Below are 16,107 nucleotides of genomic sequence, written 5' to 3'. Positions count from 1 at the left end.
AGATAGCTATCCAGGACGCGCTAGGCTAAGGCGTGTCAGGACGTTAAGGGTAATGAAGCCGTCTTCACCCGTTGAAACGTTAAGTAAAAAGTAGGTGTCAATAGATGTCTATGATTTATATAGCAGGCAACAATTGTGCAATATCACATTTGAGAGGCAAAGCCCTAGGGAACAAGTCAAACAAAGGGAAATTATACCTTGTATAAAAAATATATATAATTACGAGCGATCGCACTCTACAGGAATTTTCATGTATTTAGACCACACTCAAGTTTTCTTAATTTCTTCCTTTGCGTCTGGTGCGCCTAGAAGTGAGATAAAAAGAATGTGGCTCAAATAAGCTGAAAATCGCTGTAAATCTCAAGTAACGGTGATAACATCTATCAGGCATTCCTTCATTATTGTTAACAATAAGTAAAGTTACTTTTTATTAATTTTAGTTAAGATTTATCTGAATACAAAAAAATATTCAGTATTAATAGTGCAAGTTGCCAGTTGGAACTTGTGACCGAAGACATTATTGCAGTTATGACCATAGAAGATTTACTTATAGGTGACTGCCTTTATTTAGTCTTTACATTTTTTGTGATTATTCTCAAGCAATGTTTGTTAATCTCAGGTAAGTAAATTAACACTCTTACTAAGATTTAATAGATAGAAAACCTTGTTAACATTAAGCTTTACCACAAACCAATGGTTGGGATGTTTGTCTTTTAAGCTACAACAGTTATGATATCTAATATTTGATTAAATTGTCAAAACCTCTGTACAATTTTAAATTAAATGTATCGAAGTTATCCCTAGTAAAAGTAAAATGAGCACAACTCCTATAGGTAGCTACAAGTTTTCGCAGAAACTACACCCGCTATCTCTGTTAGCACAACTAACCAGTCGGCGTGCTACAGGGTGCTTACGGATATTTACCGGGAATGTTTCTTGGTCAATCTATCTAGAGGACGGTAAACTTACTTATGCCTCTTATTCAGATAAGTTATTTGATCGGCTGGATAACCACTTACAACAGTTGAGTCAGCAAATTCCTGCTCTCAACAGTGCGACAGCTGTGCAGATGCGGCTGATATTTGAACCGAAGGCAGAAAGTCAGCCGATATCAAATGCAGATTATCAAGCTATTTGCTGGTTGGTTAATCAAGCTTATATCACTTCTTCGCAAGCCGCAACGCTGATAGAGACATTGGCTAAAGAAGTAGTGGAGTTATTTCTGACCTTAAAAGAAGGAAGCTATGAGTTTATTGCTGAGAATAGCTTAAATCAACTGCCAAAATTCTGTAGCTTGGATTTGCGGTTGTTAGTCGAACACTGTCAAAAGCAATTGAGAAGTCAGCAAAATAGCCAGTCACCACTTCCAGCAGCGGGTGGTGTGCGATCGCTTGTGGAAAAAGCAACTAGGTTGCCGCAACCTGAGTCACTATCTCAAATGCAGCTTGGGCAACCATTGCCTCATCAAAGCAATTTTGATAGTCAAAATAGTCACAATCATCAAATGCAGGAGCAAGCTGCTAGCAAACAACTGTATACAGTTGCCTGCATTGATGATAGCCAAACAGTCTTAAACTCCATCAATAACTTTTTGGAGGAGAACACATTTTCAGTTGTGATGATTAACGATCCGGTGAAAGCGTTGATGCAAATTCTTCGTAGCAAGCCAGATTTGATCTTATTAGACGTGGAAATGCCGAATTTAGACGGGTACGAGTTATGTTCTTTGTTGCGGAGGCATTCAGCGTTCAAAAATACACCTATTATTATGGTGACGGGCAGAACAGGATTTATCGATAGAGCCAAAGCAAAGATGGTTAGGGCATCAGGCTATTTAACTAAGCCTTTTACTCAACCAGAACTGCTGAAAATGGTGTTTAAACATATTGGTTAACTGATAACTTAATAAGGAGTAAAAATTATCAAAAGTAACTTTAATAGTCCAAAATTACTTTTTGAGGAGATTAAGTAGGAGTGAGTCTAACTTTGCTTGGCACAATTTTGATTGTTGAAGATTCCCCCAGTGAATTGGAACTAATGAGCCATTATCTGAACGAGAGTGGTTACAACGTGATAAAAGCAAGTGGTGCAAAAGAAGCTTTAGAAAAAGCTGTGTCAGAACAGCCAGACGTAATTGTTACCGATGTAGTAATGCCGGGAATGAGCGGGTTTGAATTGTGTCGTTCTCTCAAAAGAAATCCCGTGACTCAAAAAGTACCGATAGTGATTTGCAGTTCTAAAAATCAGGAAATTGATCGATTATGGGCAATGAGACAAGGTGCTGATGCCTATGTAACTAAGCCGTATACTCGCGAACAACTTCTGCGTGCTATTAAATCAGTAGCGATTTGAATCAATGAATAGTTCAAAGACTATACTCTCTGGCAAAGAAGCTCAAAATAACTTAGGAGATGGCTATCTTAGGTTTAAATTAAATCGCCAGACGGCTGCTGTATTATCAATGAAACACACGCAAGAAGCGATTATTGTTTCTGTTGATTCTGTCGCTGCTATGCCTAGTATGCCAGCTTGCGTACTGGGCTTGATGAATTGGCGCAGTCGGATAGTTTGGGCAGTTGATCTGTCAAAAATGCTGAATCTAGAAAGCCTAGATTATAGACTGCGGCAATACAATGTGATAATTATTCGAGTGGAATCAGTGCTTTTAGGTTTAGTGGTGCAAGAAATCACAGGTACCACCAAGTTTACGGCTGATGAAATACACTCTCCTCTAGGACAAGTAGCATCTAGTTTAGTTCCCTATTTACGTGGATGCTTTGTGCAACACAAAGAAATCTTGCTGGTATTGGATGCACAGGCAATTGTGCAGTCTTCCGTTCTTCGTAATGACTAGGGTGTACTACTAAAAGAACAGATTTTTGGTGTTGAGATAAACCTATTCAAGCAAATTCCTTTATGTTTAATAAAACTGATTCGGCTCAGAGTAGTGATGCTGAAAAAAACGCATCGTTTATTTCGTCTGAAGTCTCATTGGAAAAAGTCACGGATAGTAGTATAAAACGATTGAGAAGCAATGGGCGATCGCAAAAAAATGCAAATTCTCCCTTGAATCGTGCTAATGGTGTTTTCAAACGTCTGAATTTGGGATCTAAAGCGACACTTTTGGCGATCGCTATCAGCACTCTGCCAGTATTAGCTATTGGTAGTTTAGCTTATCACATTGCCAGTTTTTCGATTAGTAACAAACTTTCCGCTCTGCAACAAGCCGAAGCTGAAGGCTTGGCAAACAAAGTAAACCGTTTCATGATTGAACGGTATGGCGATATTCAAGTGCTGGCTAGTTTGCCCATTTTAATAAATTCCAGCGTCAAGGGAGTTACAACTCAACAAGATAGAGAAGCAGTACTAAACAAGATTGTCGAGAGTTATAAAGTCTATGACAGCATTGCTGTGTTCGACTTAAAGGGTGAGCCGATTTTACAATCCCAAGGAGAACCACTCACCAACCATAGCGATCGCGATTACTTTCAATTGGTATTAAAAAGCGGTCGCCCATTAATTAGTAAGCCAGAAGTATCTAAAAGTACGAGATTGCTAAGTATTTTTATGGTTTCCCCTGTGAAGGATGCCGTCACAGGGGAAACCATCGCCATAGTCAGAACAAGGATGCCAGTAAAAAATTTAGAAGAGGTAATTAAAAATTACTCTTTCGCGGGGCAAGAATATCATTTAATTGATGCCTCTGGGAAATTTTTTATGTCTTCGCAAACCAAGCAAATAGGTAGAGAAGCAAAAATAAATTTTCCTGGCTTGGGGAAACTACAAGCCACAAAAAAAGAAGCCACATTCAAAACAATTAACCAAATTAACAATAAAGAACAGCTAGTTAGTTACGCTGCCGAAAACCTCAACGGTTTGCCAGATTTGAAATGGCAAGTAATTTTGGCTACAGATACAGCAATGGCATTTGCGCCAGAAAGAGACTTACTTCTGGCTATATTAGGTGGTACGGCATTAACAACATTATTAGTGTCTCTGGTTGCAGGTTGGTTAGCGAAACGTGCCATACAACCAATTTTGAATGCGACTCAGACAGTAGCAAGGCTGGGACAAGGTCAACTCAATACGCGCTTAGAGATAAACTCACAAGACGAACTCGGCGAATTGGGTGAAAATATTAATTTGATGGCAGAACAATTACAGATGTTGTTAAAAGAACAACAACTGGATGCAGAACGAGCAAAAATAATTACAGAAATTACTTTGCGGATTCGCCGAAATCTCAAAAGCGAAGATATTTTTAAAACAGCGGTGAGAGAAGTTCGCTCGTGCTTGAAAAGCGATCGCCTAGTTATCTATAAATTAGATCGTACCACTTGGGAGGGAATAATCGTTGCCGAATCAGTTGCCCCCGGTTATCCGAAAATGATGGGAGTGCAAATCGACGATCCGTGTTTTCGCGATCGCCATGTAGAAACTTATAAAGATGGAAGAGTGCGAGCGATCGCCAACATTTATCAAGAGGCAAGCTTGCAAAATGCAAACTGTTACATTAAAATGTTGGAAAAATTTTCCGTCAAGGCAAATTTAATCGCACCGATGATTATAGACGGGCAATTGGTTGGTTTAATGATTGCTCATCAATGCGATAGCCCCCGTTTTTGGCAACAAGCAGAAATGGATTTATTTAAGCAGATAGCCACTCAAGTTGGCTATGCTCTAGAGCAAGCAAAACTTTTAGAGGAATTAGAAGAACGTAGACACCACGCAGAACAAGGTTCCGAAGATGAACGCCATCAAAAAGAAGCTTTGCAAATGCAACTTCTGGAACTACTAGGGGAAGTAGAAGGTGCAGCTAGGGGAGATTTGACAGTGCGAGCTGATGTCACCACCGGGGAAATTGGCACCGTTGCCGACTTTTTCAACTCCATCGTTGAAAATTTGCGGTTGATTGTTACCCAAGTCAAACTTGCGGCTTATCAAGTCAACTATGCGATCGGTTCTAACGAAGGAGCGATGCGGGAACTGGCAGAAGATGCTATATTTCAAGCCTCAGAAATCAACCGCACCTTAGATACTGTTGATCAAATGACCTATTCTATACAATATGTCGCCGAAAACGCCCAACAAGCTGCTAAGGTTGCTCAAAATGCTTCGCACACTGCCAAAAAAAGCGGCAAAGCAATGGATATGACAGTCCAAAATATCCTAAAATTGCGCGAAACCATAGGCGAAACAGCGAAAAAAGTCAAGCGTTTGGGAGAATCTACCCAACAAATTTCCCGCGTGGTATCTTTGATTAATCAAATCGCCATGCAAACCAACTTACTCGCCATCAACGCCGGCATAGAAGCCGCGCGTGCCGGCGAAGAAGGTCAAGGTTTTGCTGTAGTTGCCGAAGAAGTAGGTGAATTAGCTGCCCGAAGTGCAGCGGCAACAAAAGAAATTGAACAAATTGTCGAGAATATTCAAAGAGAAACTAGCGAAGTTGTGCAAGCGATGGAAGTGGGAACTGCCCAAGTTGTAGAAGGAACCCGAATTGTTGAAGATGCTAAAAGCAGCTTGAGTCAAATTTTGGATGTTTCGCGCCAAATTGATTCTTTGGTGCAGTCGATTTCCACCGCTACCACATCCCAGGTAGAAACCTCCCAAACTGTCAGCCAGTTGATGAGAGAAATTGCCAAGGTCTCAGAGCGCACCAGCTATTCTTCGCGGCAAGTTTCTGAATCTTTGCAACAAACTGCGGTGATTTCCCAAGAGTTACAGGAAACTGTTGAAACTTTCAAGGTGGATTAGTCATTAGTCATTAGCGATTCAGACTAATGACTGTTTACTGTTGACTATGGACAAAAACTATGTCAAAAAATAAAGAACTTGAAATCCAGATGCAGTTTCTGGAGGAAGCAACAGATTATCTCAATACCTTAGAAGAGGTATTGCTAGAAATCAGCGCAAGCAACCGCATCGAATTAGATAAAATTAATGCCGCACTTAGAGCAGCTCATTCTATCAAAGGTGGCGCAGGCATGATGGGGTTTCGTGCCCTAAGTGATTTGGCTCACCGTTTGGAAGATTCTTTTAAAGTCTTAAGGACGCGAAAAAACTCTTTAGAAATTGACACGCAATTACAAAGCTTGCTGCTATCTGGGGTAGATTGGCTGCGTCAGATAGTCGAATTGCTATCAGAAGGTAATGTGGTTGAAGATGATTGGTTAGCAACTTTTTGTTATCCAGTTTTTGAAGAACTGCGCGATCGCCTGGGTGATCCTACCCCAGAAGATGCCTCAACCATACTTTCCGCAGACGAAGGGCAAGATATTATACCTCTGCTTTTTGAGACAGAAGTAGAAGGATGTTTGCAACGTCTAGAATCTGTGTTGGCAGATAGTCAACAACCTTGCTTGCGAGAAGAAGTTGCCATTATGGCAGCAGAATTGGGCGGTTTGGGAGAAATGTTGCAATTACAACCTTTTACCCAGCTTTGTGAATCGATAACCCATCACATCACAGCTACCGTTACCCATGCAGAAGTTGAACAAATTGCTCGGTTAGCATTGCAAGCATGGCGGCGATCGCAAGCTTTGGTGCTGACAAATCAACGAGATAGTTTACCTACAGATATCGAAGTTGAGACGATGGCATCTCCGAGTTATGCTCAAATGGATCTGCTATCCACAGAAGATGCGATCGCTGAGTTTCTCGCTACTAGTGCGGTAGAATCTCATGATTTAGAGACAACTCAAGCGATCGCTGAGTTTCTCGCTACTAGTGCGGTAGAATCTCATGATTTAGAGACAACTCAAGCGATCGCTGAGTTTCTCGCTACTAGTGCGGTAGAATCTCATGATTTAGAGACAACTCAAGCGATCGCTGAGTTTCTCGCTACTAGTGCGGTAGAATCTCATGATTTAGAATCTGAAATATTACAAACCAATGTCTTAAAAACAGAATACACCGAAGAAACTTGGCTAAATCCAGAAATAATTGCCGCCAGTTTTGAATCAATGGAAGCAGAAATTGTCGAGGAAAGTGCTACTGTTGACGACCCAACAAGCGTAGTAGTTTCTAGAGAAATTTCCACCATAGACTACAAATTTGTTGAACGCAAACCAGAGCCAATTGGTGTTGGCAAAGACCGCGAAATTCATGAAAATACAGTTAGAGTTCCCAGCAAACAACTTGAGCAAATAAACGATTTATTTGGGGAACTAATTATCCAACGCAATGGACTGAACTTGCAAATGGAAAGATTACGCAAACTCATACGTAATCTTGGACAGCGAGTGCAAATTCTAGATCGCGAAAATCAGGAACTACGTACAGCATACGACAAAATTACTACTCATGCTGGGGTGCCATCTAATTCACCATCACTAATATATCCAGGTAATGGCAATTCAGACAACTTTGCATTTGACAATAGCGACTATTCACCGCAGCTAGAAAGGGGATTTGATGCCTTAGAAATGGATCGCTATAACGAATTAAGCCTCTTGTCCCAAGAGGTAATGGAAACCATTGTTCAAGTACAAGAAGTCACAACTGATATTCAACTGAGTGTTGACGATACAGATCAATTTGCCAGAAAGCTAAACAAAACATCAAAGCATCTACAAACAAAGCTGACGCAAATACGGATGCGTCCGTTATCAGATTTAATCGATCGCTTTCCCAGAGCTTTGCGAGACATGAGTGTAGAATATGGCAAAAATGTCCAGTTGAAAGTAGAAGGTGGCAACACTCTGATTGAACGCAGCATTTTAGAAGCATTAAACGATCCTTTAATGCACCTATTAAGAAATGCTTTCGATCACGGCATCGAAGATCCAGCTACCCGTCGCGCTGCTGGTAAACCAGAACAAGCATTAATTGAAATTAAAGCGACTCACCGCAGTAATCGTACAATCATTACTATGCGTGATGATGGACGTGGCATGTCCTTAGAAAAAATTCGCGATCGCGCCGCAGCTATGGGTTTAGATGCTATTCTTTTAGCACAAGCTAGTGACGAAGAACTGTTATCCCTAATATTTGAACCAGGATTTAGCACCTCCGACCAAGTTACAACATTATCTGGTCGCGGTGTCGGGATGGATGTGGTTCGCAGCAACCTGAAACAAATCCGGGGAGATGTCAAAGTTGATACAGTTCCCGGAGTTGGAACCACTATCACCATGTCAGTGCCATTTACACTCTCTGTAGCACGAGTACTGCTAGTAGAAAGCAATCGAATGCTATTGGCATTTCCCACAGATGTGGTTTTGGAAATATTCTTACTCCAAAACGAGCAAGTTTTCCCAATGGGTGGTAGCGAAGTTATCAATTGGCAAGGAACTATACTGCCTTTGATTCGCCTAGGACAGCACTTAGAATTTAATTGCCCCCGTTATAATAGCCCAGATTTAGAAACAGCTCCGGCGATTAATGCTGCCAATGTATTAATCATCAAAGGTAGTAACCAGCCGGCAGCAGTGCAAATAGACCGTTGTTGGGGTGAACAAGAAGTTGCCATCCGTCAAGTTGAGGGAAATATACCTCTGCCTAATGGTTTCAGCAACTGTACAATTCTCGGTGATGGTCGGGTAGTGGCTTTAGTTAACCCCAACGAGTTACTCTATTGGATTGCCACTAATCAACGCACACCTAAAACCAGTAAATTGCCATCAGCAAAATTAAAAACTGCCTTCCTCATACCTAATGATGATAAACCAATTTTGCCGCAGCCTCATAACCAAAAAGGCACTATTTTAATCGTAGATGACTCAATAAATGTCCGGCGTTTTTTGGCATTGACTCTCGAAAAAGGAGGGTATCAAGTAGAACAAGCAAAGGATGGTCAAGATGCTTTGGAAAAACTAAGTAGTGGTTTGCAAGTTCAAGCAGTGATTTGTGATATAGAAATGCCCCGGATTGATGGTTACGGCTTTTTAGGTCGCGTTAAATCAAACAATGATATTAAAAATATACCGATCGCCATGTTAACATCTCGCAGTAGCGATAAACATCGGCAACTGGCATTACAATTGGGTGCGCGAGCCTATTTTTCTAAACCTTACAACGAGCAAGAATTGCTGCGAACCTTAGAGCAAATCATCTTTCCTATGGCAGAGGCAGCATCATCTAATTAGACATCTCCAGAGTCATATGTAGAGACGTAAAGAGTGGAACGTCTTTACAAGGGTTTCGGGCAACGCATAATTAAATTATGGAGATGTCTATTAAGTATAAACTATTGTAGAGACACGTCTCTACAATAGTTTATGCGTCACTTACCGGGTATGAGTATCATTAGCTGTGCATCTTGCAACTTTCTTTAGTGAAAAAGGTAAAACAGTTCTTGTCGGGAGAATGTCAACCATTAATGAACTACCCCTGCTTGAAACACTCGTCCAATCACTTCTTCCACAGGTGGTTCAGTTACAGTTAAATCAACTACCGCCAAATCCGCCAAAATTCGCGACACAGTATGGGTGAGAGCCTCTTGCGGCACTAGAAAACACACAGATGTCTGATTTTCATCTTTTTCTTGTGTATGCCCTTCTAAAAGCTTCACATCACCGTAGGACATCAGTTTTTCTGTCGGTACTGGATGAGCTAACTCTACATGAACTTCTCGGTAAGGAGCGAAGTGTTCCAACAGTCGATTTAAGCTACCGTCATACATCAACTTTCCTTGGTGAATTAATAGCACCCGTTCACACAAAGCTGTAATATCAGCCATGTAATGGCTAGTCAATAACACCGTCGCTTGATAGCGCTGATTGTACTCGCGTAAAAAATTCCGCACCCCCACCTGAGCATTTACATCTAGTCCCAGCGTCGGTTCATCAAGAAACAGCACAGAGGGACGGTGCAAAAGTGCGGCTAAAAGTTCCGCTTTCATCCGCTCACCTAAAGATAGCTTCCGCACAGCTTGAGTCAGCTTACCTTCCAGGGACAACATTTCTGTTAATTCTCCGACTCGCCTTTGGAACTCTTTATCTGAGATATTGTAAACAGCAGCATTAATCTTTAAAGAATCCAGCGCTGGTAAATCCCAAATCAACTGCTGTTTTTGTCCCATCACCAAGGTAATTTTGTGCAAAAAAGCCTCTTGACGCCGAAAGGGAATTTGTCCAGATACTCTGACATTTCCGCTAGAGGGATGAATCAGTCCGTGAGCATTTTTAGTGTAGTGGTTTTACCAGCACCATTGGGTCCCAAAAACCCGACAACTTCACCAGGAGCGATTTCAAAGGAAACATCTTGAACTGCTTTAATTTGTCGGTAGGTGCGGTGGAAAAAGTGGGTGATTGTCCCTTTTATACCTGACTCCTTAACTGCCACCGGATAAACTTTGCTCAGGTTTTCAGCAACAATAATTGACATAGATTTTCTTTTAGGTGATGCACGCGATCGCAACAATCATCATCTCTGTTTTATGGCGATTCTCAGATAAAAAAATCACAAGCCAGGATTAATCATATCTTCTAATACCATTTCACTTTTTGGGCGATATAAATATCTTGGAAAGAAAGGGCGGGGAAACCCCGCCCCTACAATTGATGATATATTTATCATGATTTTCGGAAATTGGTATAATTCCGCTTTTTTCGTACAGACGTTCCACCGGAACGTCTCTACCGCTTTTTTCGTACAGACGTTCCACCGGAACGTCTCTACCGCACCTTAACGTAAACGACCCGATCGCAAGATACTAATAATCAACCACAAACCTAACAAACTGGCTGCGGCAAACAGCACGTTGTTCAAAAACGATAACTGATCGCTGCGGGGGTTGCTGGAAATAATTGCGGCTCCCATAATTAATGAACCAACCAAAATACTAAAAGAAAGTCGATTTGCGACATCATCGAGAGTGCGACGCAAACCGTCTAAGCCTTGTAGCGATAAATTCCACTGTAAGGTTTCTGATGTCACTCGGTCTAGGAGCAATTCAATTTGACGGGGAGATTGTAAGGAGAGACTTTTGAGATCGAGCGCTGTTCTTAAAAGCGATCGCACGGGACTATCACCAAACAACTGTCGTCTAAACAAGTCTGTCAGTAATGGCTTAATTTCATCAATAAAATTTAGTTGCGGGTTGAATCCACGCGCTACACCCTCTAAATTCGCTAGAGTTTTCGCATATAAACCCATATTGCTGGGCAAACGGATTTTATTATTGCGGGCAACTTGCAGAACTTCATAAATTATTTGACTGAAGTTGATTTCTGACAAGTTCATGTTGTGATACTTACGCAACATTCTGTCATAGTCGTTTTCCAGACGAGCCAAAATCACTGGTTCACGCGAATCCGCAAGCTGCAAAGTTAACTGAGCGCACCTTTGAGCATCTAAATCAACGATCGCCAACAACATTTCTGTTAATATTTGCTGAGTGCGGGGATCGAGTCTTCCTACCATCCCACAGTCTAAAAGCGCGACGCGACCATCTCGCAAATAAAATAAATTTCCGGGATGGGGATCTGCGTGAAAAAATCCATCTATGTATAGTTGTTGAAAGAAAACGCGAAATAACAAAGTCGTAATTGCGTTGCGTTCTTCTGTGGGGTCTTTACCTTCTTGAGCGCTGACAAATTTCGCCGAAAGTAATGGTACACCATCCAGCCACTCCATCACCATTAACTTTTCTGTAGTCAAATCCCAGTTAATTTCGGCAACTACTATTTGACTGGGATCGTACCACTTACTTTCAGATAAATTGCGCCGTAACTGGTCGGTGAAACCTGCTTCGCGTGTAAAATCTAACTCAGCTTCTAGAGCTTTAGTAAATTCTTCGGCGATCGCTTTAATTTCATAGTTTTGCCCAAATTCAGTTCGAGCAACTAAATCGGCAATTCCTTGAATTAAAGCGATATCTTGAGCAACCGTTAAATCTATGCCCGGACGTTGCACTTTTAGCGCTACTTCTCGACCATCTGCTAGTGTTGCTCGATGAGTTTGAGCAATTGATCCTGCTGCCACAGCTACCGGATTAATTGTAGTGAAAACTTCTTCTAAAGGACGTTTTAATTGCTTGCGAATAAGTACTTCTATATCTGTCCAAGCAACTGCTGGGACTTCATCTTGTAGCGTTGATAATTCATCAATATACGATCCGCTAAGTAAGTCTGGACGGGTAGAAAGTAGCTGACCTAGTTTGACATAAACTGGTCCCAAATCCACCAGGATGTTTTTCAATACCGCCGGTGGGGGTAGCTGGGGATCATCGGCTTTTGCACCAGTGAGTAGCCTTCGCATGTAGTCCCACCCGTTACGGAATAGGACTTCGATGATATCTCTTTGACGGGGAACAGTTTGAGTGAGGAACATGATTTTAACAAACCGTGAAGATACGTTCGCTCCGCGTCTGGTGACAGGAGAAGGACGCGAATAAAGAATAAAACAGAATTCAAGAGTCAGAATTCTTTGTTGATCAAACAGAAGTTATAGAGGTAAGCAGCAGGGAATAACAAGGCACTGAAAGCCATTGCTAGATGCTATTGTTAATGTTTTGCTTGCTTTGGTGCAGGCTTGGAATCTTTGTATTGATGATTTTAGAGCTTCTGTCAAACTTTGATTGGTAAGCATTGTTTTGACGTAATCTGAGCAGGAATCCCCACCGTGTAATAGACGATGGGGACAAGAAAATCCTTTGTGAGGAGAAATATAATTTTTATAGGCAATAATTGAGTTGATTGCCATTGTCTTGGCTAGAGGCTCAAGGCTATAGACTTGCATAACTGTTAGATAAAACAACAGATATTCAAGTTATAATGTAGATGCTAGCTTTTACGCCTCTGCCAAGGGTTTTAAATTTTACAAAAGTTCGGTAAATCGGGAATCGCTCTGTAAGGTTTTGAGGATTTGCTTGATTTCCTGGGTACGGTCTTTTTTGACAATGAGGGTGACATTGCGATCGCGCACAATCACCACATCCTCTAAACCGATAGTCACAATTACATCATCTGGATCGGTAGCGTAAATAACTGCACCTTTGGTATCTAGCCCTACATGGGTAGCCAATTCCACATTGGGATTGTCTTCTTTTTTAAGTAAACGTTCGATCGCATTCCAATCACCTAAATCATCCCAACCAAATTCAACCGGCAATACATAGGCTATACTTGTTTTTTCCATTAAGGCATAGTCTATACTCTTTTTAGGCAACTGCGGATAAATGTCAGCACCGTGTTGTTCTAGCGGTTCAATAATTTCCGGAGCGTGAGTATGCAGTTCTTTGAGAACAACCCCTGCCCGAAAAATAAACATACCGCTATTCCAGCTAAAACGTTTCGTAGCAAGAAACTTTTCTGCCGTTTCTCGGTCAGGCTTTTCAGTAAAGCGATTAACGTGAAAGAAAGGCAACTCATCAAAGCTACCAATATGAGCGCCTTCTTCAATGTAGCCGTAGCCAGTTGATGGAAAAGTTGGCTTTATCCCCAGTGTGACAATCGCTTCTGAACTTGCCGCAAGTTGAGTAGCAGCACTTAAAGTACCTGCAAACGCTTCTTGGTCAGCAATCCAGTGGTCAGCGGGGAAAAAGCCGATAATAGCCTCGTCTGAGTAACGCTTTTTAATTTCCAAACTTGCCCAAGCAACAGCAGCGGCAGTGTCTCTTCCCTGTGACTCAACAAGTAAATTTTCAGATGGCAGTTCAGGTAGTTGTTCTCGGACTCCTTGAGCTATCTGACTAGAAGTTATTACCCACAAATTCTGCCAACCACCAGCAAGTAAAAACAGGCGATCGGCAGTTGCTTGTAGAAGACTTCTAGAGCTACCATCGAGACTTAAAAATTGCTTGGGTCGCAAAGCGCGACTCAGGGGCCAAAAACGCTCACCTTTACCACCTGCAAGAATTACGGGGAAAAATGGAGTATTCATTATGTCATACAAACCTAAGCAACCAACATTACAAGTGTACTGTGACAATTTCCACTGGCAAGTTTTGTAGCTTCGATTAACATACGTTTAGGCAGTGGTTGAGTGGGGAGATAATCGTGATCAAACAAGTACAATTTTCAGAAAATCAAGTAACGCCACATCAAGTAGAATTGCCGGAAAATCAGGTAGAACTGCCACAAAATCAGCTATTACCTGATTTTACGGATGAAATCGACCTAAGACAGTCGGCAGGCAACCGAAGCGTCGTCGAATCGGTAAGTTCCATCCCCAACGAGCTTTACGATCGCTTGGGTTTAAGTATGCCTCGCTGGTTGTTGTGGATACTCACAGCAGTTTTAGGTATCGTTTTATCTGGTTTGCTCGTTTCCACATTGGCACTGTGGACTCCACTATGGAGCGATTTGGATCGAACCGATGAAGAACTTCTTGCTGGTAAAGATCCGCAAAAAATGCCAATGCCGGGAGAGTTGGCAAGCAGACTCTCTCAATACCAGCTTTCACGCCCAATGAATATATTAATCATGGGCATCGAACCAACTCAAGGCACTGTTGATGGTTCACCCGAAAGCTTCGCAGGCAAAAGCGATACCATGTTGCTGGTACGGTTAAACCCCAGCGACAAATCGATTCGGGTACTTTCAATTCCCAGAGATACGATGATCTCAATTCCCGAAAAGGGATTAACCAAAGTATCCGATGCTAATGCTCAAGGTGGTCCCGTCTTGGCAGCACGAGTCGTCAGTCGTACCTTGAATAATGCGCCGATCGATCGCTATATTCGCATCTCCACCAGCGGCTTACGTCAGTTGGTAGATCAATTGGGTGGCGTCGAGGTCTACGTGCCTAGTTCGATGGAATACCAAGACTCATCTGGTCAAACTTCTTTAGTTAGAGGCTGGCAAACCCTCAATGGCGACCAAGCAGACGAGTTTGTTCGATACCGCGATCCAGGGATGGGAGATTTGCCCAGAGTACAGCGCCAGCAAGCAATGTTGGCAGGATTGGTCAATCGTCTCAATAACCCCACTGTACTACCCAGGTTGCCACAATTAACCCGGATGATGCGGAAGTATTTTGATACCAACCTGAAGATGGAAGAAATGATGGCACTAGTCAACTTCTCCGTCAATGTGGAGCGAGATAATTTCCAAATGACGATGTTGCCAGGTATTTTCAGCCGTTTAAGCCAAGACCCAAATAGCTATTGGCTGGATATGACCGGACAACAAAGGTTATTGAATGATTACGTTGGGGTGAATCTAACTGGTGTTAAGCCAGATGTCCGACCAGTCCAGAACCTCAAAATTACTATTCAAAATGCTTCTAATCAACCTCAGCTAACTGAAAAAGTTATCACATATCTCAAACAAAAAGGCTTTACAAAAATTAACACAACCGCTGATTGGCCCGATACCCAACGCCAAACTCAGATTATTGTCCAAAAAGGAAACCACCAAGCAGGAGTTGACCTACAAAATATTTTAGGCTTAGGTAATATCGATGTCTCCTCTACCGGCGACCTCGAATCTGACCTAACAATCCGTATTGGTAAGGATTGGAAGTAGAAGGGAGTTGGGAGTTGGGAGTTGGGAGTTGGGAGTTGGGAGTTGGGAGTTGGGAGTTGGGAGTTGGGAGTTGGGAGTTAGGAGTTAGGAGTTAGGAGTTAGGAGTTAGGAGTTAGGAGTTAGGAGGAGCGTGGTTAGTGGATAGCAACGCTCCAACCAACAAATTTATGAAAAAGATTTTGCTTCGGTTTTTGAGTTTAATTGTAAGTTTGCTACTAGCTGCCTTGTGGATAATACTTAATCCTCATCCAGCTTTTGCTCAGGTAAATACAATCAACTACAGCAATATGAGTTTAGAAAACCGTGATTTTTCTAACATAGATTTGACGGGTGTAACTTTTGTGGCAGCGGAGATGCGCGGGGCAAATTTTCAAGGGAGCAATTTAACTAATGCAATTCTCACCAAGGGAGTTTTACTAAAAGCGAATTTAGAAGGTGCAAACCTTTCAGATGCTTTAGTCGATCGCGTAACTATGGATGGTGCAAACCTGAAGAATGCGATTTTTACACAAGCTACCTTGACAAGTAGCCGCTTTTATGGTGCGGATATTACAGGTGCTGATTTTAGCGATGCTTTGATTGATCGCTATCAAGTGTCATTATTGTGCGATCGCGCATCGGGCATCAATCCAGTTACAGGTGTTTCCACACGGGAGAGTTTGGGGTGTCGGTAAAGGGGGGAGTGGGGAGTAGG

The 16,107-nt window shown here is 42.0% G+C and carries 10 protein-coding genes and 1 pseudogene; 7 read left to right on the top strand and 4 right to left on the bottom strand.

What is annotated here, in order from left to right; all coding sequences use genetic code 11:
- Positions 1–814 precede the first annotated feature (814 nt).
- The 5 genes from OGM63_RS01185 (at position 815) to OGM63_RS01165 (ending at position 9,089) form a co-directional block, all read left to right on the top strand.
- Positions 815–1,894, top strand: a complete 1,080-nt coding sequence (locus OGM63_RS01185) for a response regulator (protein WP_263743669.1) — start codon at positions 815–817, stop codon at positions 1,892–1,894.
- A gap of 80 nt (positions 1,895–1,974) precedes the next feature.
- Positions 1,975–2,352, top strand: a complete 378-nt coding sequence (locus OGM63_RS01180; RefSeq protein WP_263743668.1) for a response regulator — start codon at positions 1,975–1,977, stop codon at positions 2,350–2,352.
- A gap of 4 nt (positions 2,353–2,356) precedes the next feature.
- Positions 2,357–2,854 carry a chemotaxis protein CheW gene (locus tag OGM63_RS01175; RefSeq protein ID WP_263743667.1) on the top strand — a complete coding sequence of 166 codons (498 nt, stop codon included), beginning with the start codon at positions 2,357–2,359 and terminating at the stop codon, positions 2,852–2,854.
- Between the two features lie 62 nt (positions 2,855–2,916).
- Positions 2,917–5,757, top strand: a complete 2,841-nt coding sequence (locus OGM63_RS01170; protein WP_263743666.1) for a methyl-accepting chemotaxis protein — start codon at positions 2,917–2,919, stop codon at positions 5,755–5,757.
- Between the two features lie 59 nt (positions 5,758–5,816).
- Positions 5,817–9,089: a hybrid sensor histidine kinase/response regulator gene (locus OGM63_RS01165; protein WP_263743665.1), complete on the top strand. Its 3,273-nt coding sequence runs from the start codon at positions 5,817–5,819 to the stop codon at positions 9,087–9,089.
- A 230-nt stretch (positions 9,090–9,319) separates the two neighbouring features.
- On the opposite strand, the pseudogene OGM63_RS01160 reads toward OGM63_RS01165, so the two are convergent.
- The 4 genes and pseudogenes from OGM63_RS01160 to OGM63_RS01145 all read right to left on the bottom strand — a co-directional run bounded on the left by OGM63_RS01160 (position 9,320) and on the right by OGM63_RS01145 (position 13,827).
- Positions 9,320–10,329, bottom strand: a pseudogene (locus tag OGM63_RS01160) (ABC transporter ATP-binding protein).
- A 300-nt stretch (positions 10,330–10,629) separates the two neighbouring features.
- Positions 10,630–12,276 carry an ABC1 kinase family protein gene (locus OGM63_RS01155; RefSeq protein WP_263743664.1) on the bottom strand — a complete coding sequence of 549 codons (1,647 nt, stop codon included), beginning with the start codon at positions 12,274–12,276 and terminating at the stop codon, positions 10,630–10,632.
- Between the two features lie 114 nt (positions 12,277–12,390).
- Positions 12,391–12,648, bottom strand: coding sequence for a membrane protein insertion efficiency factor YidD (yidD, locus tag OGM63_RS29685; protein ID WP_263743670.1), 258 nt, complete (start codon positions 12,646–12,648; stop codon positions 12,391–12,393).
- Between the two features lie 114 nt (positions 12,649–12,762).
- On the bottom strand, positions 12,763–13,827 hold the full coding sequence (locus tag OGM63_RS01145; RefSeq protein WP_263743663.1) for a mannose-1-phosphate guanylyltransferase: 1,065 nt from the start codon (positions 13,825–13,827) through the stop codon (positions 12,763–12,765).
- A gap of 116 nt (positions 13,828–13,943) precedes the next feature.
- Between OGM63_RS01145 and OGM63_RS01140 the strand changes: the two genes are divergently transcribed.
- Positions 13,944–15,413, top strand: coding sequence for an LCP family protein (locus tag OGM63_RS01140; RefSeq protein ID WP_263743662.1), 1,470 nt, complete (start codon positions 13,944–13,946; stop codon positions 15,411–15,413).
- Positions 15,414–15,580: 167 nt separating this feature from the next.
- A complete protein-coding gene (locus OGM63_RS01135; RefSeq protein ID WP_263743661.1) occupies positions 15,581–16,087 on the top strand; it encodes a pentapeptide repeat-containing protein in 507 nt (168 codons plus the stop codon).
- Positions 16,088–16,107 lie beyond the last annotated feature (20 nt).

The organism is Plectonema radiosum NIES-515, assembly GCF_025753815.1.
GTDB classification, from domain to species: Bacteria; Cyanobacteriota; Cyanobacteriia; order Cyanobacteriales; family Nostocaceae; genus Hassallia; species Hassallia radiosum_A.
The sequence above is the reverse complement of the archived record's forward strand: the minus strand, read 5'-3'. Positions and strand labels throughout refer to the sequence as shown.